The sequence below is a fragment of the Rhodococcus sp. EPR-157 genome, assembly GCF_001647195.1.
In the GTDB taxonomy this organism is placed as follows: domain Bacteria; phylum Actinomycetota; class Actinomycetes; order Mycobacteriales; family Mycobacteriaceae; genus Rhodococcoides.
On record NZ_LVCV01000127.1, the window covers coordinates 1 to 23,172 of the forward strand.

Genomic DNA, 23,172 nt, shown 5'->3' on the forward strand with positions numbered 1-23,172 from the left:
TTTGCAAGGATTTCGCAGATGTTGACGATGCGGTGGTGACGCCCGCGCAAGTGCGCGCGTTCGTGCGCGATCACTGCTCGCTGTTCGTCGGCATTGAGGTGCGCGAGCAGACCTTCGGTGGCCACGACGTAACCCGGGTGACCGTCGATGCTGTAGGCGAGAGGCATCGGATGATCGAGCCACATAATGGGTTCGGGTCCGGCGTCGGTGCGCGCGACGACGGCGATAACGTCGCGGTGATAGTCGCGAACCTTGGACCGCGCATGGAGCTGGCGGCGTGCCAACCGCGCCACTCGCGCCGTCGCCAATACCGCGAGTACGACCGATGCCCCTGCGACACTCTCACCGATCCACGGCTGCGCCGCGTGTTGCAGGGACCCCAGGCAACGAATGGCGAGTTCAACCAGCCCTTCTGCGGGTGCATGGTCTGGCCAGAGCAATACGGTCACTGCGGAACCGATTAGAAAGAACACTCCTGCGATGCTGGCGATCCATGCGGTCAACGCGAGCGAGGGGCTCACGTGCCTACTCAGCGCCGCAAGCAACGTCGGCGCCGCAACTGCCACGATGATCGCAGCGACGAGCAGAGTCAGTGCGACGATCACCGATTCACGTCCGGAAGGTTCCCCCGCAGGGCGTCCAGTTCGTCGTCGGTGACGGTTTTCGCGAAATGCATCAGGACGGCGGCGGAGTCGGTGCTGGTGTCGAGGATTTCTCGCAGTGCCTGCGAGGTTGCTTCCGCGCGGGACTGCACCGGCGAGTACAGGTACGCGCGCGACTGCTTGGTCCGCTCGACCCATCCCTTCTCGTGGAGATGGGTCACGACCGTCAGGATCGTGGTGTAGGCGAGTTCGCGGTCGGCTATGAGCGCGCGCAGATCGTGGACCGACTGCGGCTGATCGCACTCCCACAGCACGTTCATCACCTCCGCTTCGAGGTCACCGAGCCTCTTCATCGCCAATTCTTCTTTCCTCGCGTGTTAGGTGATATCGATCCCGCGTGCCGAAAGCCACGCTGTCGGGTCGGACTTGGCCCCATCGGATTGCCACACCTCGTAGTGCAGGTGGGGTCCGGTGGACTGACCTCGATTGCCTACCGTAGCAATCAGCTCGCCAGCTTTCACGCGTTGACCGGCCGTGACGAGCGCCTGATCGATGTGCCCGTACACCCCGATCGTCCCGTCGTCCTGACGAATACGCACCCACAACCCGAAGCCTTGCGCGGGCCCGGCTTCGATGACCTCACCGTCGGTCACCGACACGATCGGAGTCCCGATCGTGTTGGCGATGTCGAGTCCGTAGTGCGTGGTACCCCACCGCGCCCCATAGTTCGAGGTCAGCGTCCCCGATACCGGGACCGCCGACAGCGGACGACGCGCCTCGGCATCGCGAGCGGCTCGCTCTGCTGCCCTGGCCCGGCCCTCGGCAAGTTGCTCGGTCCATTGCTGCGCCAGCCTGCCGACATCGAGATCGGGCAGTTGCAATATTTGAGGGGGAGCTGCCACTGTCGGGCTGGGCGGCACGACGCCGGGGGGCTGATCGATGCTGGCTGCGCTGAGCGCAACCGCCTCATCCGAACCTGCGTTCGGAGATGATGCTGCAGCAGAGAGAAATGCCCCGACCGCGACTGATGCGGCTATGGCTCGTCCACCCGGCTTCGGCACCCGGCGGCGATGAATTCCGCGCCGATTACGCCGCGATCCACCCTCAATGGCCGACATTTCCGTGTCGTCGTGCGGTACCTCGCCGGCACCCACACCGGCCGGATCTGGTCCTGAGGACAGAGACGGCATGTTTTCGGCGGTGCTGCCGGGGACGGCCAATGCGTACTGCGTAGCCGACTCGACCGAGGTCGGGTGACCGACTCGCGCCGAGTCCACGCTGTACCTCGCGTCCGATTCGATCGCAAAGCGCGAGGGTGCGAACTCGGCGCGTTGATGACGGGGGCCATGCGCCGGGGCATTTTGCCGAATGCTCGCCGCCGGGGCTGCTGATGCCCGACCGTCGTCGATTGGATCGGGTGTGCGATGTCGAGCCAAGATCACAATCCTTGGTTGCTCACGATGCTGGAAAGTCTCGCAAGATAACGAAATGGTGACGGTCAGGCCACAGGTTACTACTATCTAGCATAGTTTTTCAATCTTGAGGTCCGGATTCACCCGACGTCATTGGTCACGACCCTGTACCAGATGGGAAAGGCCGGAACATTGCGCTTCTTTGTGCGGGTGTTGCCCGAGGCTGTCAGTCGTGATCGCGCCGAGATGAAAGGCCGTCGAGCATCGTGTTGTAGGCATCGAGTTCACTGTCGCCGACGTCGTCCACGGTTCGATCGCGCAGACGTGCAGCGTTCTCGTCAGCGGCCGACCATCGAACGGCAGCGAGGACAGCAGCGGCCAGCAGCGGTAGTTCGCCGATACCCCACGCCATCATGCCGGCACGGCGCTGATCGGCCAGCAGGTCCGGATTCCACTCCAGCTGCAATCCGCTGTAGAACGACGCACCGAGCGCAGTCTCCAGGTCGATCGTGACGACGAGGAAGAATGCGAATCCGGCCAACGCAGTGATACTGGAGAGCAGTTTCGACAGCCCCGAGATCGGGCGCGGACCCGGGTCGAGGCCGACCGTGCCCCAGAACATCACCAACCCGACGATCAGGAACCAAGCCTTCATCACTGTGTGCGCCACGTGCGAGTCGGCCACGGCATCGAACAGACCACCCGGATAGAGCAAATACAGGCTCGCCAGGAACACGGCCACGCTCACCCAGGGATTGACGACGAGCACGGCCAGTCGGCTGTGCCATGCGGACGAGAGCCATTCACGCAGGCCCGGCGCATCGGTCTGTGACGCGGCGGGCAGAACCGATGCGAACAGGGTTGCCGGCCGGCCGAGCACCAGCAGCAACGGCACCGCGATGGCTACCGTGGTCAGTCCCGCCATGTGCACACTGAACACAGCCGGGCTGTAGAGACCGACCCCGGACGAGGTAGCAATGAGCAATAGCGCAGTTCCTGCCAGCCAGCTCGCTGTCCATCGCCGCCGCCAGGGCAGGCCCGCACGGCGGCGTCGACGCAACGCAACCAGGTAGAGAACAGCTGCGATCACGGCCACAGACCCGAACAGTAGGTCGAAACGCCACTCGAACGCCAACCGCGCAGCGGTGGGCGGACCGTCCAGTGCGTAGCCCAAGGCCTCTTCGTGAGCCTGGGGCAGCGTCGTATCCTGCGGCGGCGGAGGGGGTGTGCGGCCGAGCGCCACCGCCAGTCCGACGGTGGTGACGAGAACGAGGGTCTCGATCATCGACAAGGTGATCAGCGTTCTGCGGTTCGCCAGGTCGAGCGCAAGGGCACCGACCGTCCTGCGTCGTTGTAGCCACCCGAGGGTTCCCACGATCGCAAGAGCAGCGATCTTCGCCAAGATCAGCATTCCGTAGGTGGATTCCCACAGAGAGGTCACCGGCACACGAACAACGGCGTTGACCACTCCGGAGACTGCCATCGTCACGAACGCGACCAGCGCGATTATCGAGTAGCGGCGGGTCGCCACCGGTAGGTTGCCGCCACCGCGCAGTGCATGAACCACGATCGCAAGGAGGCCTCCGACCCACAGCGCGGCAGCGAGGATGTGCAGGATCAACGAATTGGTTGCGATGTCGTGATTGCCGCCTGTCGAGGAGTGTCCGGTGACTGCCCGCGGTAGCAACGCGAGCATCGACAGTGTGAACAGAGCGGGGGTCCACTTGTGCCGCAACACCGCCGCGCATGCTGCGGCGGTGATCGCGGCGATCACGAGGGTGATCGCCCACGCCGAGCTGGCTTCAACATCGCTGATCGCGCCGAGGAACTGCACCGGTTGTGTCGCGACGGATCCGACGGGTTGGCCCGAGGCGTCCGAGAGCGTCAGCGGAACCAGCAGGGCCGCACAGATCGCCCACACCGCGGAGGCTTTCGCCGCGGTGCGCACGGCGATGTATCCGTCGATGTCGAGTACGCCCGACATCTGCGGTGGCACGAGAAATGCCGCGAGAAGCAGTGATCCCACTGCCACGACCGCAGCCACTTCACCGAGAGCGGTCAGCGCCGGGATGCCGTACGTGGTGACCGGACCGGGATCGGGAAGCCCGAGCAGGACCAGCGCCTGCGATGTCGATATGGCGGCGAGCAGTGCAGCCACCACTGCGGCGATCGCGGCACACAGCAGCATCACCTGCGATCCGGAGCGTCGATCCACTGCGCCGCGGGTCGAGTGGGCGCCTTCGGTGGCCATGTCGTTGCACCCTTCTTAGATGAGCTTTACGGCGATTCCGCATGGGGCCGACTGACCCAGCAGAGGAAAGCGAAATACTACGAATGATAGTTGTACGTCTGCGGGCAGCGGGCTCCGGACGATCGGACACAACACTTGCATGTATGCGCATATGACAATATGGTGTGTTCCACGGTTCATGAGCGAAGGAGTATCGATGGTGCACGGACACGGCCATGGGATAGAGCCGGGGGCGGGGGCCAGCGCTTCCAGTAAGCATCTCGGGCGCCTGTGGATCGCAGTTGGTCTAGGGGCGGTCACCCTCGTGACGCAGGTCGTGGTGGGCTTGTCCACTTCGTCGCTGGCATTGCTGTCCGATTCCGCTCACGTGTTCACCGACGTGTTCGGGATCTTGATGGCGATACTGGCAATCACACTCGCGCAGCGACAATCCCGCAAAGCCGCACGCACGTTCGGGCTGTACCGAGCAGAAGTGTTCGCAGCATTGTTCAACGCCCTACTCCTGTTCGTAGTCGCGGGTTGGATCCTCTACGAAGCGGCACAACGTATTTCGAATCCACCCGAAGTCCCGGGCGTGCCGGTGATGGCGGTCGCGATTCTCGGTCTCGCCATGAACGTCATCGCGTTCGCCTTGCTACGGAGTGGGGCACAGGAAAGCCTGAATGTTCGGGGCGCGTACCTCGAAGTTATGGCGGACATGCTCGGCTCGATCGGCGTGCTCGTCAGCGGGTTGGTCACCGTCCTGTTCGGATGGCGATACGCCGACCCGGTGATCGCGGTCGCGATCGGTCTGTTCGTTCTGCCGCGGGCATTCAACCTGGGTCGACACGCCGTGCGCATCTTGCTGCAGCACGCTCCGTCTGGCATCGATGTCGCCGCGGTCGAAAAGGCGTTGACCACTGTCGATGATGTCGAGGAGGTGCATGATCTGCACATCTGGACGTTGACATCAGGCATGGAGGTCGCCTCGGCGCACCTGACGGTCACCCCGGGTGCCGAGTCACCGCGGGTGCTCGCTGCAGCGCAACAGGTTCTCCTCGACGAGTACGGACTCGAACACGCCACCCTGCAAGTCGAACCCCCTGAAGGCGAAGGCCGTTGCCGAGAGGTGAACTGGTAACCGGCCGTGGGCCTCCACGTTGGTGTTCACCAGGTTTACTCGGCGCGCCGTCAGCGGTGCACCAGAAAATGTTCTTCGTGAAAAACGACACTGGGTGCGTGAACGAGTTGTAGATTCGGTTTATCGTTGACCGATTGACCGTATCGCTCGATGTTGTGATCGGAAGGTGTGTCGTCATATTGCGGGGTTTAAGGCATGCTGGCGATCGCCAGAGTCGCAGCAAGTGCAGCGATGATGCCGAGCGCGATGTAGGCACTGGAGTAGCTGCCGGTCCAGGTGGTGAGCAGGGTGCCCGCCCAGGGTGCTGATGCCATCGTGATCACTATCGGTGCGGACATGATGCCGTTGAGATGTCCGTATTCGGTTGGTCCCCAACGGTCTGTGATGGCGGTGGCTTGGATGAGGGTGAACACCCCGCGCGCGAGCCCTGCGCCGACTGCGATCGCGATGAGGACGATCAGTGAGGTGGCTGCGCCGAGGGCAAGGGTGGTGATGGCGGTGGCGGTGATGATGCCGACTGTTCGGCCGCGCACTCCGGTGAATCGTTGCAGTGGAAGGTATCCGACGCGTCCGAGGACCTGGCCGACTCCGCCGAGACCGAGGGCCGTGGCCGCGATCGTCGGGTCAGCGCCATGCTCAAGTAGCAGTGGCACCAGGTTGAACACCCCTGCGAACGCGACGAACGCTGCCAGGCCCAGCGACGTCGTGAGCATGATGAAAGCCCGGCTGCGCACCACATCGGTCCTATTCATCGCGGCGGGCCCGCTGGGGTTCGGACGAGAAACGTTCGGCCAGCGGCCGTGCAATCCGATCAGATGGCCAGGGACCGTAACAACGAGCAGCACTACCGCGAGCACCAGATATGTTCGACGCCAATCACTGTGGCTCGACAAGAGCGCGGTCAGCGGCGCGAAGACGGTGCTCGCCAGTCCCGCGGCGAGCGTCAGAATCATCAGCGCTCGGACACGGTCAGTGCCCCACCACCGGGTCAGTGCGGCGAAGGCGGGTGGATACAGCACCGCGCCCATCGCGATCCCGGCGACGATCCATCCGAGATAGAACACGACCAGGCTCTGTGACGTTGCGACTACGACCAGCGCTGGAACCGCGACGACGGATCCTGCGGTCATCACCCACCTCGGCCCGTGACGGTCCAAGATCCGCCCGACCGGGATGCCGACGACAGCAGCGACGAGTTGGCTCAGTGAGAACGCGGCCACGATCGTCGATGTCGACCACCCAGTATCCGCCGTAATTGCCGGAGAGAGAACGGGGAAGGCGTAGTAGAGGATTCCCCAGCTGGTGATCTCAGTGAGACACAGGATGGACAGGACCCGGCGTCGCCCAGGATGCGGTGCTTCCATGGGCGACGCCGAATCGGTGACCTGTTCAGTCACGCGCGCGCGGCGCCGCGCTGAGACTGATCAACTCTGGTGATGCCGGTGCGCCGCAGCACCCACCGCTGCCAGCTGCGTCGGCGTTCGGGTCATCGAACAACCCCGCTCCGCCGCAGACACCGGTGTCCGGGAGTGCCAGTTCCACCTTCCGGGCACCGGTGTGATCGCCGGCGAGTTCGGCTGCGATGCTGCGAACCTGCTCGTAACCGGTCATCGCCAGGAACGTCGGTGCACGCCCGTAGCTCTTCATCCCGACCAGATAGAGGCCAGGCTCGGGCTGGGTGAGCTCGTCGACACCATGCGGATAGACGGTCCCGCAGGAGTGCATGTTCGGGTCGATCAACGTGGCCAGGAACTGAGGAGCTTGCAGGGTCGGGTCGAGGTCGAGGCGGACCTCGGACAGCCATGACAGGTCCGGTCGGAATCCGGTCAGTGCAACAACATGATCGACATGCTCGATGCGGACACCGGTATCGCCGACGAGCGTGAGCTGGTCACCATCCGTACTGACTTCTTCGGTGCGGAATCCGGAGACGACGGTCAGGTAACCGTCGTCGACGGCTTTTTTGGCCCGTAGGCCGAGTGCGCCGCGGGCGGCGAGCTCGTCGGATTCGCCGCCGCCGAACACGTCGTCGGTGACGCCGCGCCGCACCGCCCACGTCAGCGTCGTCCCAGGAGATTGCGCGGCGAGCTCTGCGAACGTGATGAGCGCCGTGAGCGCTGAATGTCCACTGCCCGCGATGACAATGTGCTTGCCTGCGAATTCGGACCGGGCCGTCTCCTCAGCGAGGTCAGGAACGCGGTAGGAAATCTGGCGGGCAGCTGCACGTTCACCGATCGCTGGGAGTCCTTCACTGCCAAGAGGATTGGGTGATCCCCAGGTTCCCGAGGCGTCGATGACCGCGCGGGCAAGGATGCGTTCTTCGCCACCGTCACTGTGGCGAATGTGCACCGCGAGGGGTTCGGTGTCACGTCCGGCGTCGACGACGCGGTCACGCCCACGCCGGGCGACACCGACGACCTCGGAATCGACCCGGACAGCGTCTCCGAGGGCTGCAGCGAGCGGTGCGAGATAATTTTCGACCCATTCGCGGCCCGTTGCATAGCTGTCGCGCTCTGGTGCGACCCATCCTGTGGGCTCAAGGATGCGGGCGGCGGCGGGGTCGATGACCTCGGACCAGGGTGAGAACAGGCGAACGTGGTTCCACTGTGCGACTGCGGAACCGGCAGATGGGCCGCGCTCAAGGATGACAACATCGGAGCCGGTTTGGGTCAGATGTGCGGCGGCGGCGAGGCCGATGGGTCCCGCGCCTACCACTACTACGGGGTGCTCGGTCATGTGCGACTCCCTTTCATCGATGATGATCAATGCTTCTGAATGTGACTATATCGATACTCATCGATGTTCGCAACCATCGACGTCTATCGATATACTTTGGCTATGACCGCCATCGCCCCGCTCGTCGACTCGCAGACCGACATCACACCGCTCGCGGCCGAAGATGCTGCGACGTATGCCCAGTGGTTCGCATGCCTCGCCGAGCCGATGCGGGTGCGAATACTGCATCTGGTCGCTGGATCCGGCGGTGGTATCGCGGTCGGTAAGCTCGCCGACGCACTCGAGATCGGGCAGCCCACGGTCTCCCATCACGTGCGCAAACTCGCTGACGTCGGCTTCGTGACCCTCGGCAAGAAAGGCACGACAACGATCGTGTCGGTGAATCCGACGTGCTGCACCGGTCTCCCGCATGCCGCCGATGCCGTGATGGGTGTGCTCACCCCGCGGCCGTGCTGCCCGGCAGATCTCCCCGGCGACGTCACCGTACGCGCGATGACTGACGCCGACTGGGATGCGGTGCGGCGGATCTACGCAGAGGGAATCGCCACCGGCCATGCGACGTTCGAGACGGAGGTCCCCTCGCGGAAGTCCCTGAAGGAAAAGTGGTTGCCGGGGCATCGCTGGGTCGCAGAGATCGACGGCACAGTCGAGGGCTGGGCGGCACTGACTGCGGTATCGGCCCGAGACTGCTATCGCGGTGTCGCCGAGAACTCGGTGTATGTCGGCGACGGGTATCGGGGCCGCGGTGTCGGAAAGTCGTTGATGCACAAGCAGGTCAACGAGGCCGATGCCGCTGGGTTGTGGACTCTGCAGACCTCGATCTTTCCGGAGAACCGCGCCAGCATTGCCTTGCATCATGCGTCGGGGTATCGCACTGTGGGATTTCGCGAACGGATCGCCCAGCAAGGCGGTGTCTGGCGCGACACCGTCATGCTGGAACGACGCCGCGCGGAATGACCTACCGATTGCGTAGGCGCTCTGTGAGATCTTCGACGCGGGTAGCGATGTCATCGCGCACCAGCCGCATCCGCTCGATACCGTCGATCCCGCGCTCCGATGGCTCGTCAGTGTCCCAGTTCAGGTAGGTCGGGCCGTCCACTTCCTCGACCTTCGCTTCTCCTCCGAGAGTGATGACGTAGTCCATCCGTGCCAGCAAGTCCGGGTCGATCGCCTTCGGCTGCTCGCCGGTGAGATCGACACCGACCTCGAGCAACGACTGCGCCGACAACGCATTCACCGCGTTGCCGGGCTGGGTGCCAGCCGAATGCACCTCGACGCTCTCACCCGCTGCCTTGCGCATCAGGCCAGCGGCCATCTGCGACTTGCCACCGTTCTTCACACACACGAACAGCACACTCGGGGTGCTCATCGAACCGACCCTGCTTGTGCCGGAACGAGTTCGGCGAGCAACTCTTCGACCAGTGTTCTGATCTGGTCGCGGATCGGACGGACCGCGTCGACGCCTTTGCCGGCCGGGTCGGGCAGCGCCCAGTCGCGGTAGCTCACCCCAGGAAAGACCGGGCAGGCGTCGCCGCACCCCATGGTGATGACGACGTCAGAAGCTTCGACGGCGTCGGGATTGAGAATCTTCGGGGACTGCGCCGAGATGTCGATACCGATCTCGGCCATCGCCTCGACGGCGGCGGAATTGATGGACTCCGCGGGCGCGCTGCCAGCGGAGCGGACCTCGACGGTGCCGCCGCCGAGGTGGGTGAGGAATCCGGCGGCCATCTGCGAGCGGCCCGCGTTGTGGACGCAGACAAACAACACGCTGGGTGTGTCGGACATGAGATCAAAGGCCCCTTCTGAGTCTTGGGTGCGGTCGGGTTGTGGAATGGCTGGATCAGGCAGGGACGGGTGAGGTCAACTCGGTGAGAAGTGCACTGACGCGGGCGTCGAGGTCATCACGGATCCGGCGCACCTCGTCGATGCCCTTGCCGTCCGGGTCGTCGAGTTCCCAATCCAAATACCGTTTGCCGGGATAGATCGCGCAGGCATCACCGCAGCCCATCGAGACCACGACATCGGCCGCTGCGACGACGTCGTCGGTGAGCGGTTTCGGGTAGGCATCGCCGAGGTCGAGACCCAGTTCGGTCATCGACTCGACCACCACCGGGTTGATCTCGTGCGTCGGGGCGGATCCGGCGGAGCGGACATGAACCCGGCCTGCGGCGCGGTGTGTGAGCAGGGCCGCTGCCATCTGTGAGCGGCCAGCATTGTGGAAGCAGATGAACAGCACCTCGGGAACTTCCTTCGGGGCATCGCCCTGCGATTGCGCCAGGGCGGTGAGGCGATCAGCTGCGAAACGCCCCGCCAACATCGTCAGATGCGTGTGGATCTTCGAGGTCCGCCGCAGCGCAGTGTAGGACTCGAAGACGTACCGCTCCACGGTCTGTGGGGAGAAGATCCCGGTGTACTTCTCCGACAATCTCTCCGCGGTGCGGGAGAGGACAGCTTGGGGCATGAGCAGTTCGGGTTGTGCGCGGGTCTCGTCATGCGTTGCACTGTCGGACATCAGGTCTCCTTTGTCGCTGGTGTTGCTGGCGCTGCCGTTGTGGACCGATCACGGGTGAAGCGCTTGCGTAGAGCGAGCGAGACATAGACCAAGCCGACGAGGACAGGTACTTCGATGAGCGGTCCGACGACACCAGCGAGTGCCTGACCTGACGTTGCCCCATAGGTGGCGATTGCGACGGCGATGGCGAGCTCGAAGTTGTTGCCCGCTGCGGTGAATGCGAGGGTTGTGGTGCGTTCGTAGCCCAGCCCCATCGCGGCACCCATGGCGTAGCCGCCGCCCCACATCACCGCGAAGTAGACCAGCAGAGGAAGCGCGATACGGACCACGTCGAGGGGCTGGGAGGTGATTCGATCGCCCTGCAGCGCAAAGAGGATGACGATGGTGAACAGCAGGCCGTAGAGCGCCCACGGTCCGATCTTGGGGATGAACGTGGTTTCGTACCAGTCGCGGCCCTTGGCGCGTTCTCCGAAGAATCGGGAAGCGAACCCTGCGACGAGGGGGATTCCGAGGAAGATCAGGACCGATTTCGCGATCTGCCAGGGCGAGGCCTCGATGGTGGTCTGTTCGAGTCCGAGCCAACCGGGAAGCACCGAGAGGTAGAACCAGCCGAGGACGGCGAACATGAATACCTGGAACACAGAGTTGATGGCTACGAGCACGGCGGCGGCTTCACGGTCTCCGCAGGCGAGGTCGTTCCAGATGATGACCATGGCGATACAGCGGGCGAGCCCGACGATGATCAGGCCGGTGCGGTATTCGGGGAGATCGGGCAGGAACAGCCAGGCGAGCGCGAACATCAACGCAGGGCCGAGGACCCAGTTGAGCACCAGGGACCCGATCAGCAGGCGTTTGTCGCCGGTGACGGTGTCGAGGCGGTCGTAGCGGACCTTCGCCAGCACCGGATACATCATGATCAGCAACCCGATGGCGATCGGCAGGGATACGCCATCGATCGAGATGGATGACAGGGCGTCGTTCATGCTTGGGACCATTCGGCCCAGGAGCAGGCCGATGACCATGGCGACGCCGATCCAGACCGGCAGGAATCGGTCGAGGGTGGAGAGCTTGCCGACTACAGCCGGATGATCTGTGGCTGCGGTGCTCATGCGGTCACCAGAGCATCGTCGGAAATGGGGTTGGCGGCGCTGAGCACGGCCGATAGTTGCTGTAGCGCAGCGGGCAGTACCCAGTAGTAGACCCAGGTGCCGCGGCGCTCACAGTCAATCAGACCGCTCTCTCGTAGAACTTTGAGGTGATGGCTGATCGTGGGCTGCGAGAGATCGAACTCGGGCGAGATGTCGCAGACGCAGGCCTCACCGCCTTCGTGGCTGGCCACCAGACTCAGCAGTCGCAGGCGAACCGGGTCGCCGAGCGCTTTGAACATGCGGGCCAGGTCGCCGGCCCAATCAATGGACAAAGGCTCGCGGATGAGCGGCGAGCAGCACTCGCCATTGGTCGCCACAGTGAGCGGCAGACTTTGTTTCGACATATGTCTATATTGACGACTACCGAATCAGTCGTCAAATGAACACTGTCTGAACACGAGCAGCCGGGGAATATCACGGTCGGTCAGGGCGTGCGCGGTAGGTGCGTGACCGAGTTCAGCTGTTCAAGTTGGCGTCGTAGGGCGCGGTTCTCGATGGCGAGCCGTTGGATACTTGAGACCGCGAGGACGAGGTTGTCGGCAAGTTCGCGGTTGCGCTGCCGGAGCCGATCGAGATCGTGGGTGCGCCGCGGGTCGCCTTCGTCGATCGAGCGGTTCGAAAGCGGGTGCAGCGGAGAAGTGTGCAAGCGGGTCACGATGTCGGGATAGCGGCGCCGGAATGTGGTGTTCGCGAGCCCGAGATGCCGGGCGAGTGCGAGCACCGAGGGTGTGCGGCCAGTGGCCTGTTCCAGGTGCTCGATCGCAGCATCGATGGCGGAGGATGTGACGTCGTTTCTGTGTGATGTCATCGGGTCTCCGTGGTGGATGCTGCGGATTCGGCGGTGTTCGGGTCGACATGGCGGCCCAGGAAGTCGCCGAGTCGATCTAGCCGCTCGTGTAGTCGATGCGCGAGTAGCGGTGGCAAACCTGTCCTGACTGCCAATTCCCGTTCCAGAGACTGATGTTCGGTGCGCAGTGCGTCGAGGTTGTCCGGTGTCAACGCGACGTTGCTGCACTCCAGTGGTTGGCAATGCCCGAGCTGCGGGCGCGTAGTGCCGCTGCGGTCGGGCCGTGGTTGACACATCGCCTTGTCCGGATCGAACACGCAGAGCGCGAAGGTACCTGGGTAGACGGCCGGGTCGGATCGTTTCATTCCGCCGTGCGATGCGTGGTCGGTCGGTGAGCACTGTTCCAGCGAAGCTGCTGTCGGCGGATAAGGTGCTCAATCGACGAGACGCTTCGTCCGCGGCGGGCCCGCTGATCGCCGGGTGTGGGTGGTCGGTGGCGATGCTCATCAGGTCTTCGCCGCGGGCGAGTGCTTGTTCGGCTTCGACTTCGGCGCGGAACCCTGAGTCGGAGGTGCTGGCGTAGCCCTCGAACATCTGGATGCTCAGATGCCGGTAGGCGATGGCGCCGGCAATCGATCCACCCGGGCGGCGGGCGATGAACCACGCCAGCGTGCGACGGAACTGCCGCGTAGTGATGACCCAGGGTCGGCCGTTGACGGGTGGAAGGGATTCTGCGAGGTCGTGTTCGGTGCAGTAGCGGTTGATCCAGACAGTGAGCTCGTGCAGATGCTTCGTGGTCGTCCTGGTGGTGATCGCCATGTCGGTATCACAGTCCTGGCGGGAGAATTCGATGCCTGGTGGGTCGGAGAACAGCACGTCACGTCCCGGTGGGTGGAGTTTTTCCAGGTCGGTGATCGGCCCGTGCAGCGGGCGCCCCGACTGTCCAGTCGGCGATGACGCCGGAGGGGTCGGTTTCGCCTTTGAATGCCAGGCCGGTCAGTGTTCAACGGTAGGCGGTGCCGGCCGGCTGCGCGTCTAGGTGATCTAGCGAGCGCAGCGACCTGAGATGGGACTCGACCGAGGGCCCCTGTCATTACGGGTTCTAGTCGGATACAGCGGACAGGTGGAGTTCGGTGCCGCCCGGTTCGCCGCCGAGCACCTGCGCACCTAGGTCATCGAGGTGTCCTCAGATGGATCTGGGTGTTGGGGTCGGTGTGCCAGAGGTAGGTCAGTAGCGAGCAGTACGACTCGGTGACCTGGGTGCGCAGGTGCTCGGCGGTGGTGGTTCCGAGTCCGGCATCGACTACGACCGCACCGAGGTGCAGCGTCCGGTTTGCCAGCGCGGCCGCGGAGCTTCCGATGTCGGCGATAGTGCCCCCGATGTGGGCTGCGGCATCGAGGATTTCGTCGGGGATCGGCCGGACCTGTGGGTAGGCGTAGACCGCCGCCGCGGCAGTAGGCAATGGTGGCCGGCGCTGGAGCCGTTCCTCGATCGTGGCGATGATCTGGTGGAGTTGCCGTTCATGTCCCCGCAATCTGCGGGGACGGGCGACGCGCCGGGCGGTGATCGGTGCCAGCGCGCACAGGCTGTTGGCGGTCTCGATCATGCCCGCACCGTCAAGGACGGTCGGGACCAGACTACGGACCAGCCAGTCGGACAGGGTGGCGGCGGCCTCGACGGTGGCCGGGACGGTCAGCAGCGGTATCGCGTGTGTTGTCATGTTTGGGTTCCGATCAGGTGATTCGGTGTCGGCGGACAGGCACCTTTGTGTGGCTTGGTTGCCGCGCGCGCCACCAGTGTTGCCTTCGGTGCACGAGGCGAGGCGATGATCGTCTTTCGGCGGTCATCAAGGACCATTCCGACAGCATCTGCGATCCCGGCACGATCGCCGCGCCCGGTGACTCCGCCCGCCTGTGCCAGCTCCTCGCGACAGTGGTTGCAGATGAACATGGCGTAGTCGATTCCGGTTCCGATTGTCCTCGCCATCGAGATGATCAGAACATCGAATGCGGTGATCATCGTCATTGCGAAAAAGTTTACGCAACATAGCATTTAAGGGACTGGGTTCACGGTGCGGGATCCGCGGAAACCGGGTCAGTTCGTGCGGCCCTTCTACAACGCTGCCTGCTCGGTCTCGGAGACCGAGTGCGCGGAAATGCAGCAGTACCGCGGCGGAGTCGTTGCTGCTGTCGAGCAGTTCCTGCGGGGTCTGGGATCCCGCTTCGCGGGTGCGCGCGGGGAAGATAGGTGCGGCTGCGTTTTCCCGGGCGCGCCTATCTTCTCGTGCGGCTGGGTCGCGGCGGTGAGAATCGCGGTGTGATGCCACAAGGGTTGCACCAAAGAAGTTCACGATCTGGTGCTATCGGGCACGGGGCCGGGCTGAGGCCGTAAGTCTGCTGTCTCCCGCGTGAACAGCGCTGCGCCGATCATTAGTACTACGCCGCCGGTGATGTAGACGTCGGCGAGGTTGAATGTCGGCCACCAGCCGGTGTGAAAGTAGTCCGTGACAGCGCCGTCCAGAAGACGATCGAAGACGTTGGACACGGCCCCGGCCAGGATTAGCGTCAGCGCTAGCGTCGTCGCCGGGCCTCCGTGTCGAGCGGCGCGCCATCCGTAGACCGCGACTCCGGCTGTGATCGCCGCCGTGACTGAAACGACGACCCATAATGGCAACGAGTCGCCGAGACTGAATGCCATTCCGCGGTTGAAGGCGAGCCGGAGTTCGAGTATCCGCAGCTGGATCGGCGAACCGGGTAGTACCTCTTGCGCCCAATAGTCGATCAGAAGCGCGAGAACCACCAGTGTCACAACGAGGGCTGCTCCTGCTGTGCGCAGTCGCCCGGGGGCGGGGGTGCGGTTCATCGATCCTCGTTCTCGGCGGCGGTCTTGTCGGTGTGGGGGTGCTTCAGGCAGCGATCGGTGATCGTGGATTTGCCAAACCTTAAAATACTATGAACCATAGTAGTTCATGTGGGTGGCGAACTCTTCGATGATCGACGATGTCAGGATGCCGTGATGAACGTTGCCCCCGCGATCGGATCCGGCGGCCGCTCGTCCGCGGGTGAGCGAGGTCGAACGGGCTCGCGCCGACGAATCGTCGAGAACAGCGCGTGGATTCGGATCGTCTCGGCTGCAGCGTCGGGCTTGTTGATGTATGCCAGTTTCCCACCGATGAATTTCTGGGTCGGTGCTCCGCTCGCTGTTGCACTGCTCGTGCTCGCGGTGCGCGGCCGGTCCGCTCGCGCAGGGGCGGGCTACGGCCTCGTTGCCGGACTGACGTTCTTCGCCCCTCTCCTGCCCTGGGTGGGGGAGTATGTCGGGTCGACGCCGTGGCTCGCACTCGCGGCTATCCAAGCCCTCTTTGTGGCTCTGTTCGGCGCAGTAGCCGATCGGATGTCCCGACTACCGTGTGGGCCGATCTGGGTGGCGAGCGCCTGGGTGGCGATGGAAGCGGTGCGCTCTCGTGTCCCTTTCGGCGGTTTCCCCTGGGGCCGAATTGCATTCGGTCAAGCGGACGGTCCGCTGCTACCCCTGGCCGCGCTGGCTGGCGCGCCAGGGTTGTCGTTCGTCGTGGTGCTGATCGGGTCGGCTCTCACTCATGTCGTCGTCGCCGATCGCCGCCGATTGGCACTGGCGGCGGCGTCGTTCGCGGGGATGAGTGTCGTCGTGGGGGTGCTCACGATGGCAGCTCCGCTTTTCGCTCCGTCGCAGCAGGACACGGTCACGGTTGCGCTGGTTCAAGGCAATGTGCCGAGGCTCGGGCTCGACTTCAACTCGCAACGGCGGACGGTTCTCGACAACCACGTCAAGCGCACCATTGAGCTCGCCGCCGACATCGAATCTGGTCGCGTAAACACGCCCGATTTGGTCATCTGGCCGGAGAATTCCTCCGACATCGATCCGCTCCGCAATCCCGATGCAGCCGAACGTATCGACGCGGCAGCCCGCGCAGTCGGAGTTCCTATTCTCGTCGGCACGGTGCTACGCCAGGACGACGGCACCACGAGGAATACCTCGATCGTGTGGGATCCGGTGACCGGGCCCGGACAGATGCACGATAAGCGGCAACTGGTGCCGTTCGGGGAATACCTCCCGATGCGGACGATCGTCACCGCACTGTCTCCGTACGCCGCCCAAGCGGGAAATTTCGTCGCGGGCCAGGGCAACGGTGTCATCGACCTCGCGGGCGTACCGGTGGCCGTTGCAACCTGCTACGAGGTCGCCTTCGATGCACTGCTCACCGACTCCGTTCGCGCCGGCGCTCAGCTGATCACCGTCCCCACCAACAACGCCACCTTCGGACGCACGAACATGACCTATCAGCAACTCGCCATGTCGCGGGTGCGTGCGGTCGAACATGGGCGTGGTGTCGTCGTCTCCGCCACCAGTGGCGTCAGCGCCGTCATCGACGCACGCGGGGTCGTCGTGGATCGAACGGAGCTCTTCACCCCCGCAGCCGTCGTCGCCGACGTCTCACTCAGTACAGCACTCACTCCCGCGACCATCGCCGGCGGCGTTCCGGAATGGACTGTCACCACCGGTGCTATTGCTGCACTGACCTTTTCGCTGCGGCGCCGACCACTCACTGCCACCCCCGACCCATCAACTACTATGTCACGTAGTATTTGATGGGTCGGCCAGTGAAGGGTGCGAGGAGATGACGATCGACGAACACCCGATTGTGCCATCGCAAGGACTCTGGCGCAGACCAGTTGCTGCGGTCCGCAACCGGTGGCGGCAACTGACTTCGATGCGCACGGCGCTGGTGCTGCTGTTCCTGCTCGCCATCGCAGCGATTCCCGGCGCCCTGCTGCCGCAGCGCAACCTCAATATCCAGGCCGTCGATTCCTACATCGCTGCGCGTCCGGTTCTCGGGCCCGTGATGGACACGCTGGAATTGTTCGACGTGTTCGGAAGTTTCTGGTTCACCGCCATCTACGTCCTACTGTTCGTGTCGTTGATCGGCTGCCTGACTCCCCGAATGATCGAGCACGGCAAAGCCCTTCGCGCACAGCCAGTTCGCGTACCCCGAAACCTCTCGCGACTACCGCTGCACCATTCGGGCGCTCTCGCCGGCAGCCCCGAGAAGGTCATCGACGACATCGCGCCCCATTTGAAGCGGTGGCGTACTGCCGTTAGGCCCGAGCCCGATGGCGCACTCACCCTCTCCGCCGAGAAAGGCTACACACGCGAAGCGGGAAACCTACTTTTTCATTTCTCGCTGATAGGCCTCCTGGCTGCCATCGCCATCGGCAAGCTCTTCGGTTACGAAGGATCGGTCATCGTCATCGCCGACAACGGGCCCGGTTTCTGCAACACCTCGCCCGCCATCTACGACTCCTTCCGGGCCGGCAACAGCACCGACGGAACCGGGCTGGAGCCGTTCTGCATCAGAGTCAAGGACTTCAACGCCGACTACCTTGAGAACGGCCAGGCAAAGATGTTCACCTCGAACATCTCCTACCAGTCCGCCGACGACATCGCCGCAGGCACCTGGCGCGACTATCAGCTCAAGGTTAACGAACCCCTCCGGCTCGGAGACGAACGCATCTACCTCACCGGACACGGATACGCCCCCGAATTCACCGTGACCTTCCCCGACGGTCAGAGTCGAACCGAGGCCCTGCAGTTCCGGCCCGACGACGCCACTACGTTCCTGAGCAGCGGTGCGCTGCGCTTCGACCCTCCCGGCGGGACATACGCCACCGCCGACGAGCGGCGCCGCGGCCAGATCGCCATCGAAGGCCTCTTCGCTCCCACTGCGCAATTCAACGGAACCCTACTCTCATCACGCTTCCCGGAATTGGTTGATCCTGCTGTGGCAGTGGATATCTACAAAGGAGATACCGGCCTCGACACCGGTATTCCCCAGTCGATTTTCTCTCTGAACCAGGAGATGATCAACCAGGGCCGACTCGTGAAACAGGATCGGGTGAACCTGCGTCCCGGTGAATCGACGACCCTCACCGACGGCACCAACATTCGATTCGACGGTGCCAAGGAGTTTGCCAACCTTCAGGTCGGATATGACCCCGCGCAGTTGTGGGTACTCGTGTTCGCGATCACGATGATGACCGGACTGTTGGTCTCGCTGGTGATTAAGCGACGTCGAGTCTGGTTCCGTGTGCTCCCGGCCGAAGCAGGCCGATCGAGCGTAGAGATGGGCGGGCTCGCCCGCACCGATCACGCCGGATGGGGTCCCGAATTCGAAACTCTCCGCCCCGAGATCTGGACGCCGCGTACAAAGAACCACTCCGAGACCCCCGACAGAGAAACGGTGTAGCGCCATGCCGATCGACGACACCCTCGCCCGCTGGAGCGATATCAGTTTCGAGACCGCTTTCGTGGTGTATCTCTTCGCAGCGATCTTGTTCCTCGCGCAGCTTGCGACGACCAGTGCAGCGACACTGCGCAATTCGGAGCGACTTCGCGCGCGGATAGTTGCGGCTACGTCGGAGTCGCCAGGGCTTGTTCCCGACACACCCCGGCGGGTTCCGTCCGAACGCCTGGGCCGAATGGGGCTCAGTCTGGTGATGCTCGCACTCACTTTGCATATCGGGTCGATCGTCCTGCGCGGGATCGCCACGGGCCGCCCGCCGTGGGGCAACATGTACGAATTCGTCTCCGTCACCTGCGCGGCCGGCATACTTGCCGGACTGATCGTGTTGCGCTCGAAGCAGTTGCGCACACTGTGGTTGTTCGTCCTCGTCCCGACTTTGATCCTCCTTTTCATCGCTGGCACCGTGCTGTATGCCAACGCGGCACCGGTCGTACCAGCCTTGCAGTCGTATTGGCTCCCTGTGCACGTCTCTATCGTCTCGCTCGGTAGCGGGGTGTTCCTGATCTCCGGTGCAGCAAGTACGTTGTTTCTGATCCGGATCCGATATCCCGACAGCGCTGTCGCCGACAGTAGAGTGGGTCGGATCGTCGCCCGTCTCCCTTCGGCGCAGTCGCTCGACGTGTTGGCGTACAAGACCACGATCTTTGCGTTTCCGCTTTTCGGAATCGGTGTCATCCTCGGCGCGATCTGGGCCGAAGCCGCGTGGGGCCGGTTCTGGGGCTGGGACCCGAAAGAGACGGTCTCGTTCATCACGTGGATCATCTACGCCGCATACCTGCACGCACGGGCCACCAGCGGGTGGCGGGACACCCGCGCCGCGTGGATCAACATCGCCGGATTCGTGGCCATGCTGTTCAACCTGTTCATCATCAACATGGTGGTCTCTGGACTGCACTCCTACGCAGGCTTGAACTGATGTCGTGCGCTAGCTGCGGCCGAGTGCTTCGGCGAGGTCGGAGGGGAGCGGCATCGGTGTCGTCAATCCCGCGTCGACACGGCCAGTGTTGCCGACCGGGTATCGCCCCGACCAGGATCCAGGAGCTGCGACCGCGATCCGAATCAACTGGCCCCACGACTCACGTCGATCATGTTCCTTCACAGCCGCTTTCAACATCTCAAGATGGTTCCGTGTGTGCAGCCAAGGATAGGGTTGCGAGAGAATGTGCGCGCGTTCGAGGTGATGCCACCGCACGTCGGTTGTCGACGCTGTCGCTGCTTCCTTCATTTCGATCATGTAGAGCCTGCGGGCGGTACGGGTACGTTTCACTGTGCTATTTCTTTCTGTGCTTGAGATCACCGCGTACGGAGGCGGTTGTGCAGCAGGAGCATTCACTTTCGGGCTCGCCGTCGCCAAGTCCGACCGGCGATGAAATTATTACGGAATCGGCGTCCAGAAGATTCAGGGGTGTGCCGGGTGCGGCGTTACCGGCCTTCGGCGCCGGGGCGCAGCACGCATCCGCGAACTCGGCTACCGGTGCGATAGTGACGTTGAGGGCGCCCATCGTCTTCGGAGGCGGGACAAACCCATCCAGCGGCGTGGTGCGCGCGGCACGAATTGCGTTGGCGATGACCAACACTTCGGCGAGCTCGTGGACAAGGACCACTGTGGCCAAGCCGAGGACACCGGTGGCCGCCAGTGGGACGAGCACGCCGATGATGGCGATCGACAAGGCGATATTTTGGACCATGATGCGCCGTGCACGCCGAGCGTGGGACAGCACTTGGGGCAGATGCCGTAGGTCCTCGCCCATGAGGGCGACGTCGGCGGTCTCGATGGCGACATCGGTACCCATCGCGCCCATGGCGATGCCGACGTCGGCGGTCGCCAAGGCGGGGGCATCGTTAACTCCGTCGCCGACCATCGCGATCTTCCGACCGGCCGCGATGTCGGCCAGCAGCGCGGCTTTGCCCTCGGGAAGCAGTTCCGCATGGACGGTGCCGATACCCGCTTGGGTTGCCAAGGCCCGCGCGGTGAGCTCGTTGTCTCCGGACAGCATCGCGGTGTCGATGCCGAGCGCGGTGAGTCGGCGGACGGCATCGGCTGCTTCGGGCCGTAGTTCGTCGCGGACGGCGATCGCGGCGATGAGCTCTTCCGCTCGTTCGACGAGAATGACTGTGGCACCGGCGCTTTGCAGGCGTGTGACGTCGGCGCGGAATATGTCGGTGTTGAACCAGCTCGGTTTCCCGAGCCTGATCGCGGCGCCGTCTATCGTGCCGGTCAGACCGTGTCCGGGGATTGCGGTGACATCGTCGGCAGCCGCGACGGTCGATACGGAGGCGAGGATGGCGCGGGCGAGCGGATGCTCACTGCGCGCTTCGAGGGCAGCGGCAGCAGCCAGCGCGTCTGCGCGGCTGATCCCCGCGGCGGTGACGACATCGATAACTTCCGGTCTACCGGCAGTCAGCGTGCCGGTCTTGTCCAGCGCGACAACGCGGATGCGGCCCAGTTCTTCCACTGCTGCACCGCCTTTGACCAATGCCCCGTTGCTGCTGGCGGCACCGATCGCGGCGACTACCGACAGGGGTACCGAGATCGCCAGCGCGCACGGTGACGCAGCGACCAGGACCACCAGCGCTCGTTCGAGCCACAGCATCGGATCACCCAGCAGAGCGCCCACACCCGCGACGAGTCCGGCGAGAATCATGATCGCCGGCACGAGGGGGCGTGCGATACGGTCCGCGAGCCGCTGGCCGGAGCCTTTGCGGTCCTGGGCTTGTTCGACGATGTGCACGATGCGAGCAAGAGAGCTCGCCGAGGCTGGCGCGGTGGCGGTGATCTCGATGGCCCCGCCGCCGTTGATGGCGCCGGCGAGCACCTCGTCGCCGGGGTTGGCTTCGATGGGGACCGATTCACCGGTGATCGCGGACAGGTCCAGATTGGTCGAACCGCGGGTGATGGTGCCGTCGGTGGCGGATCGTTCGCCGGGCCGCAGCACCATGGTGTCTCCGACCACGAGGTCGTTGGGGGACAGGGACAACTCGGTTCCTCCGCGGATGACCGAGACTGTCGGCGGCACCAAGGCCAGTAGGGCGCGTAGTCCGCGGCGGGTTTTCTTGACTGCGTGTTCTTCGAGTCCTTCGGCGATAGAGAACAGAATGCCGAGCATCGCGGCTTCCGGGATTTGCCCCAACGCGATCGCTCCGATGAGTGCGATCGTCATTAGTGTTCCGACGCCTATGCGCCCGTGTCGAAGGTTGCGCAGTGTCGAGGGGACGAAGGTGGCGGCGGCGATGGCGGCGGCCAGTAGTCCACCGATAGTCGCTACCGGATCGGCACCTGTTCGGCCCAGCAGCCATGACGCGGTGAGGATGATCGCGGCTGCAGCTGCACATTGCAGTTCGTGGACCTGCCACAACCTTTGGGGTGTGTCGTCGACCGGGGGACTATCGGCGGTGTCTGTGGACGGCGATGTGGGGGTCGGTCCGCAGCACGTGTCAGCCATGGTCGACTCCGGTGATTTTAGCGGTGGAGGTCGCAATGTTCGAGGTCGAGGGTGCGGTCAGTACCGACAGCAGTCGCGTTCCGCGGTCGGTGAGCGAGTACATGACCAGCTTCCCCGTGCGGCTCGACGTCACGATGTTCGCTGCTTTGAGCTTGCGGAGATGGTGAGAGACCAGTTTCTGGCTCTGTCCGACGATCCAGGCGATGTCACAGCCGCACATCTGTCCGCCAGCGTTCAAGGCGAGTGCGATGGTCAGGCGGGTGGGGTCACCGAATGCTCGGGCAGCGTCGGCGAGCGGTTCGATGTCGCCGAGCGCGGGCAAGGTAGCCCGAACGCTCTCGGCGTGGGGGAGATCCATACACAGCAGATCGCACGAATCGAGTGGTTCGGAAGACATAAAAACAATCTAACAACCATGCGATCGTCATGGAAGGCTTGAAGCGAACATTCATACGATTGTTAGTGTGAAGTCGAACCGAGTCGAACCGACCCCCACCCTTGAGCCCACCAGTCAGTCGAGACGAACCGAGAGAGTACTTGTATGAGCCGTACGGTGAAGATTTCCTTGGCGCTGGTGATTGTGTTCGCCGCCGCGTTGGCTCTTTTTCTGGTGGTGGACAGATCAGGGTCTCCGGATGCTGCCGCAGCCGAGCAGGCCGCTGCCGACCCGGCCTCGATTGCGGTGCGCGAGAACAGTCACCGATTGAACTCGGTGCCCGACGGCCGGGTCACGTTCGTGGAGTTCCTCGACTTCGAGTGCGAGGCCTGCCGCTCGGCGTACCCGGCGATCGAACAGTTGCGTGAAGAGTACGGCGAC

Annotated in this window: 24 protein-coding genes and 1 pseudogene; 6 read left to right on the top strand and 19 right to left on the bottom strand. The window is 63.8% G+C overall.

The annotated features are described in order from the left end of the window. From A2J03_RS04990 to A2J03_RS05005, 4 genes are all read right to left on the bottom strand, one after another. On the bottom strand, positions 1-605 hold a 605-nt coding region (locus tag A2J03_RS04990; protein WP_156520209.1), incomplete at its 3' end, for a M48 family metalloprotease. Further along, positions 602-955 carry a BlaI/MecI/CopY family transcriptional regulator gene (locus A2J03_RS04995; RefSeq protein ID WP_068370389.1) on the bottom strand — a complete coding sequence of 118 codons (354 nt, stop codon included), beginning with the start codon at positions 953-955 and terminating at the stop codon, positions 602-604. The genes A2J03_RS04995 and A2J03_RS04990, both read right to left, overlap by 4 nt. Positions 956-979: 24 nt before the next feature. After that, positions 980-1,879: a M23 family metallopeptidase gene (locus tag A2J03_RS31495; protein ID WP_231912374.1), complete on the bottom strand. Its 900-nt coding sequence runs from the start codon at positions 1,877-1,879 to the stop codon at positions 980-982. Between the two features lie 361 nt (positions 1,880-2,240). After that, positions 2,241-4,265: a cytochrome c oxidase assembly protein gene (locus A2J03_RS05005; RefSeq protein WP_068370391.1), complete on the bottom strand. Its 2,025-nt coding sequence runs from the start codon at positions 4,263-4,265 to the stop codon at positions 2,241-2,243. A gap of 196 nt (positions 4,266-4,461) precedes the next feature. On the opposite strand from A2J03_RS05005, the gene A2J03_RS05010 reads away from it, so the two are divergent. Then, entirely contained in the window at positions 4,462-5,385 is a 924-nt protein-coding gene (locus A2J03_RS05010) for a cation diffusion facilitator family transporter (protein WP_068370421.1), read from the top strand. A 188-nt stretch (positions 5,386-5,573) separates the two neighbouring features. On the opposite strand, the gene A2J03_RS05015 is transcribed toward A2J03_RS05010, so the two are convergent. Next, complete coding sequence (locus A2J03_RS05015) at positions 5,574-6,749, bottom strand: MFS transporter (protein ID WP_068370425.1); 1,176 nt, start codon at positions 6,747-6,749, stop codon at positions 5,574-5,576. Positions 6,750-6,774: 25 nt separating this feature from the next. Next, on the bottom strand, positions 6,775-8,121 hold the full coding sequence (locus A2J03_RS05020) for an FAD-dependent oxidoreductase (RefSeq protein WP_068370393.1): 1,347 nt from the start codon (positions 8,119-8,121) through the stop codon (positions 6,775-6,777). 102 nt (positions 8,122-8,223) lie between these two features. Here A2J03_RS05020 and A2J03_RS05025 point away from each other — a divergent pair, with 102 nt between their 5' ends. Then, the gene (locus tag A2J03_RS05025) at positions 8,224-9,078 is read left to right on the top strand and encodes a helix-turn-helix domain-containing GNAT family N-acetyltransferase (RefSeq protein WP_068370427.1); all 855 of its coding nucleotides are present in this window, start codon (positions 8,224-8,226) and stop codon (positions 9,076-9,078) included. Position 9,079: 1 nt separating this feature from the next. Here the strand turns inward: A2J03_RS05025 and A2J03_RS05030 are convergent, their stop codons facing one another. From A2J03_RS05030 to lspA, 10 genes are all read right to left on the bottom strand, one after another. Beyond that, positions 9,080-9,490 (bottom strand): arsenate-mycothiol transferase ArsC, encoded by a 411-nt coding sequence (locus A2J03_RS05030; protein WP_068370394.1) that lies wholly within the window; start codon positions 9,488-9,490, stop codon positions 9,080-9,082. Beyond that, positions 9,487-9,909 carry an arsenate reductase ArsC gene (locus A2J03_RS05035; protein WP_068370396.1) on the bottom strand — a complete coding sequence of 141 codons (423 nt, stop codon included), beginning with the start codon at positions 9,907-9,909 and terminating at the stop codon, positions 9,487-9,489. The genes A2J03_RS05030 and A2J03_RS05035 overlap by 4 nt, the downstream gene beginning before the upstream one ends. Before the next feature lie 55 nt (positions 9,910-9,964). Next, the gene (locus tag A2J03_RS05040) at positions 9,965-10,636 is read right to left on the bottom strand and encodes an arsenate reductase ArsC (RefSeq protein WP_068370398.1); all 672 of its coding nucleotides are present in this window, start codon (positions 10,634-10,636) and stop codon (positions 9,965-9,967) included. Further along, on the bottom strand, positions 10,636-11,745 hold the full coding sequence (gene arsB / locus A2J03_RS05045) for an ACR3 family arsenite efflux transporter (RefSeq protein WP_068370400.1): 1,110 nt from the start codon (positions 11,743-11,745) through the stop codon (positions 10,636-10,638). The genes A2J03_RS05040 and arsB overlap by 1 nt, the downstream gene beginning before the upstream one ends. Next, on the bottom strand, positions 11,742-12,128 hold the full coding sequence (locus A2J03_RS05050) for an ArsR/SmtB family transcription factor (RefSeq protein ID WP_068370402.1): 387 nt from the start codon (positions 12,126-12,128) through the stop codon (positions 11,742-11,744). The genes arsB and A2J03_RS05050 overlap by 4 nt, the downstream gene beginning before the upstream one ends. 80 nt (positions 12,129-12,208) lie before the next feature. Further along, positions 12,209-12,592: a hypothetical protein gene (locus A2J03_RS30365; protein ID WP_075839510.1), complete on the bottom strand. Its 384-nt coding sequence runs from the start codon at positions 12,590-12,592 to the stop codon at positions 12,209-12,211. After that, positions 12,589-12,936 carry a hypothetical protein gene (locus A2J03_RS30370; protein WP_075839993.1) on the bottom strand — a complete coding sequence of 116 codons (348 nt, stop codon included), beginning with the start codon at positions 12,934-12,936 and terminating at the stop codon, positions 12,589-12,591. The genes A2J03_RS30365 and A2J03_RS30370 overlap by 4 nt, the downstream gene beginning before the upstream one ends. 807 nt (positions 12,937-13,743) lie before the next feature. Next, the gene (locus tag A2J03_RS05060; protein ID WP_068370406.1) at positions 13,744-14,292 is read right to left on the bottom strand and encodes a hypothetical protein; all 549 of its coding nucleotides are present in this window, start codon (positions 14,290-14,292) and stop codon (positions 13,744-13,746) included. Then, positions 14,289-14,597, bottom strand: coding sequence for a hypothetical protein (locus A2J03_RS05065; RefSeq protein ID WP_068370408.1), 309 nt, complete (start codon positions 14,595-14,597; stop codon positions 14,289-14,291). Before A2J03_RS05065 ends, A2J03_RS05060 begins: the two co-directional genes overlap by 4 nt. 321 nt (positions 14,598-14,918) lie before the next feature. After that, entirely contained in the window at positions 14,919-15,434 is a 516-nt protein-coding gene (gene lspA, locus A2J03_RS05070) for a signal peptidase II (RefSeq protein WP_068370410.1), read from the bottom strand. 153 nt (positions 15,435-15,587) lie between these two features. Here lspA and lnt point away from each other — a divergent pair, with 153 nt between their 5' ends. Genes lnt through ccsB form a run of 3 tightly spaced genes read left to right on the top strand, consistent with a single transcriptional unit; the run spans position 15,588 to position 19,828 of the window. Next, positions 15,588-17,201 (top strand): apolipoprotein N-acyltransferase, encoded by a 1,614-nt coding sequence (lnt, locus tag A2J03_RS05075; protein ID WP_082897605.1) that lies wholly within the window; start codon positions 15,588-15,590, stop codon positions 17,199-17,201. A gap of 28 nt (positions 17,202-17,229) precedes the next feature. Continuing rightward, the gene (gene resB, locus A2J03_RS05080; protein ID WP_068370411.1) at positions 17,230-18,855 is read left to right on the top strand and encodes a cytochrome c biogenesis protein ResB; all 1,626 of its coding nucleotides are present in this window, start codon (positions 17,230-17,232) and stop codon (positions 18,853-18,855) included. Between the two features lie 4 nt (positions 18,856-18,859). After that, positions 18,860-19,828, top strand: coding sequence for a c-type cytochrome biogenesis protein CcsB (ccsB, locus tag A2J03_RS05085; protein ID WP_068370412.1), 969 nt, complete (start codon positions 18,860-18,862; stop codon positions 19,826-19,828). 9 nt (positions 19,829-19,837) lie between these two features. Here the strand turns inward: ccsB and A2J03_RS05090 are convergent, their stop codons facing one another. The 3 genes from A2J03_RS05090 to A2J03_RS05100 are packed head-to-tail and all read right to left on the bottom strand — an operon-like array spanning position 19,838 to position 22,752. Beyond that, complete coding sequence (locus A2J03_RS05090; protein ID WP_068370413.1) at positions 19,838-20,146, bottom strand: DUF3703 domain-containing protein; 309 nt, start codon at positions 20,144-20,146, stop codon at positions 19,838-19,840. Positions 20,147-20,183: 37 nt separating this feature from the next. Beyond that, on the bottom strand, positions 20,184-22,355 hold the full coding sequence (locus tag A2J03_RS05095) for a heavy metal translocating P-type ATPase (RefSeq protein WP_068370414.1): 2,172 nt from the start codon (positions 22,353-22,355) through the stop codon (positions 20,184-20,186). Further along, positions 22,348-22,752 (bottom strand): ArsR/SmtB family transcription factor, encoded by a 405-nt coding sequence (locus A2J03_RS05100; protein ID WP_068370417.1) that lies wholly within the window; start codon positions 22,750-22,752, stop codon positions 22,348-22,350. The genes A2J03_RS05095 and A2J03_RS05100 overlap by 8 nt, the downstream gene beginning before the upstream one ends. A gap of 144 nt (positions 22,753-22,896) precedes the next feature. Here A2J03_RS05100 and A2J03_RS05105 point away from each other — a divergent pair. After that, positions 22,897-23,172 (top strand): annotated as a pseudogene (locus A2J03_RS05105) (thioredoxin); the annotation flags it as partial.

Excerpts from the sequence above, each read along its gene's own strand:
- A2J03_RS05025 (WP_068370427.1), top strand. The coding sequence starts at position 8,224 with ATGACCGCCATCGCCCCGCTCGTCGACTCGCAGACCGACATCACACCG.
- lspA (WP_068370410.1), bottom strand. The coding sequence starts at position 15,434 with ATGAACCGCACCCCCGCCCCCGGGCGACTGCGCACAGCAGGAGCAGCC.
- A2J03_RS05015 (WP_068370425.1), bottom strand. The coding sequence starts at position 6,749 with ATGGAAGCACCGCATCCTGGGCGACGCCGGGTCCTGTCCATCCTGTGT.
- A2J03_RS05005 (WP_068370391.1), bottom strand. The coding sequence starts at position 4,265 with ATGGCCACCGAAGGCGCCCACTCGACCCGCGGCGCAGTGGATCGACGC.
- A2J03_RS05065 (WP_068370408.1), bottom strand. The coding sequence starts at position 14,597 with ATGACGATGATCACCGCATTCGATGTTCTGATCATCTCGATGGCGAGG.
- A2J03_RS05030 (WP_068370394.1), bottom strand. The coding sequence starts at position 9,490 with ATGAGCACCCCGAGTGTGCTGTTCGTGTGTGTGAAGAACGGTGGCAAG.
- A2J03_RS05090 (WP_068370413.1), bottom strand. The coding sequence starts at position 20,146 with ATGATCGAAATGAAGGAAGCAGCGACAGCGTCGACAACCGACGTGCGG.
- lnt (WP_082897605.1), top strand. The coding sequence starts at position 15,588 with ATGAACGTTGCCCCCGCGATCGGATCCGGCGGCCGCTCGTCCGCGGGT.
- A2J03_RS05035 (WP_068370396.1), bottom strand. The coding sequence starts at position 9,909 with ATGTCCGACACACCCAGCGTGTTGTTTGTCTGCGTCCACAACGCGGGC.
- A2J03_RS05050 (WP_068370402.1), bottom strand. The coding sequence starts at position 12,128 with ATGTCGAAACAAAGTCTGCCGCTCACTGTGGCGACCAATGGCGAGTGC.
- arsB (WP_068370400.1), bottom strand. The coding sequence starts at position 11,745 with ATGAGCACCGCAGCCACAGATCATCCGGCTGTAGTCGGCAAGCTCTCC.
- A2J03_RS05095 (WP_068370414.1), bottom strand. The coding sequence starts at position 22,355 with ATGGCTGACACGTGCTGCGGACCGACCCCCACATCGCCGTCCACAGAC.
- A2J03_RS30365 (WP_075839510.1), bottom strand. The coding sequence starts at position 12,592 with ATGACATCACACAGAAACGACGTCACATCCTCCGCCATCGATGCTGCG.
- A2J03_RS05020 (WP_068370393.1), bottom strand. The coding sequence starts at position 8,121 with ATGACCGAGCACCCCGTAGTAGTGGTAGGCGCGGGACCCATCGGCCTC.
- A2J03_RS04995 (WP_068370389.1), bottom strand. The coding sequence starts at position 955 with ATGAAGAGGCTCGGTGACCTCGAAGCGGAGGTGATGAACGTGCTGTGG.
- A2J03_RS05100 (WP_068370417.1), bottom strand. The coding sequence starts at position 22,752 with ATGTCTTCCGAACCACTCGATTCGTGCGATCTGCTGTGTATGGATCTC.
- A2J03_RS30370 (WP_075839993.1), bottom strand. The coding sequence starts at position 12,936 with ATGAAACGATCCGACCCGGCCGTCTACCCAGGTACCTTCGCGCTCTGC.
- resB (WP_068370411.1), top strand. The coding sequence starts at position 17,230 with ATGACGATCGACGAACACCCGATTGTGCCATCGCAAGGACTCTGGCGC.
- ccsB (WP_068370412.1), top strand. The coding sequence starts at position 18,860 with ATGCCGATCGACGACACCCTCGCCCGCTGGAGCGATATCAGTTTCGAG.
- A2J03_RS05040 (WP_068370398.1), bottom strand. The coding sequence starts at position 10,636 with ATGTCCGACAGTGCAACGCATGACGAGACCCGCGCACAACCCGAACTG.
- A2J03_RS05010 (WP_068370421.1), top strand. The coding sequence starts at position 4,462 with ATGGTGCACGGACACGGCCATGGGATAGAGCCGGGGGCGGGGGCCAGC.
- A2J03_RS05060 (WP_068370406.1), bottom strand. The coding sequence starts at position 14,292 with ATGACAACACACGCGATACCGCTGCTGACCGTCCCGGCCACCGTCGAG.